1 protein-coding gene is annotated in these 590 nt (G+C 56.9%); it reads left to right on the top strand.

Going from position 1 to position 590, the window contains the following annotated elements:
* A partial coding sequence (locus tag AC55NX_RS20805; protein ID WP_496997464.1) for a DUF6531 domain-containing protein occupies nucleotides 1-590 on the top strand: 590 nt, incomplete at both ends.

The raw sequence follows: 590 nt of genomic DNA, 5'->3' as shown, positions 1-590 counted from the left end.
ACGGTGTGTGACAAAGACCCGATTTCGATGGCAACCGGTGAAGAGCTGCTGTCACTGACGGACGGCCACCTGATTGGGCTGTTGCCGTTTGAGTGGCAACGATTGTACCGGACCGGGGCGGTGGAAACCAATGTCGGGCTCGGTTATGGCTGGTCGCATTCACTGTCACACCAGCTGACGGTGGACGGCGATGCGGTGGTCTGGCGTGACGGTGAAGGCAAACTGACCCGCTTCCCCAAACCGACAGCGCAACTGCCGGCGATTACCAACCGCATGGCCGGAGCCGCCGCCTTTTTAGGCCGGGATAAGCAACAAATCATCATTGCTAGTGGTGAGCGGTGGTATACCTTTCAGATGCGCGGTGACAGTGGCAGGCTGACGTCGATAAAAGACCAGTATGACCATACGCTGCGTCTCAGTTATGACCGTCAGCACCGTCCGGTGCGGATTTCAACCGAGACCAATCTCAGGTTTGAGCTGGTTTACGAGCACGACCTGATTGCCCGGGTGGATTTGTATGCCTATCTGGCCGAGCAGGATGAATGGCAGTTTGTCCAGACGCAGGTCAGTTATGGCTATAACGCGCAGTC

This window comes from Vibrio rubrogenes, assembly GCF_059641415.1.
The sequence above is the reverse complement of the archived record's forward strand: the minus strand, read 5'-3'. Positions and strand labels throughout refer to the sequence as shown.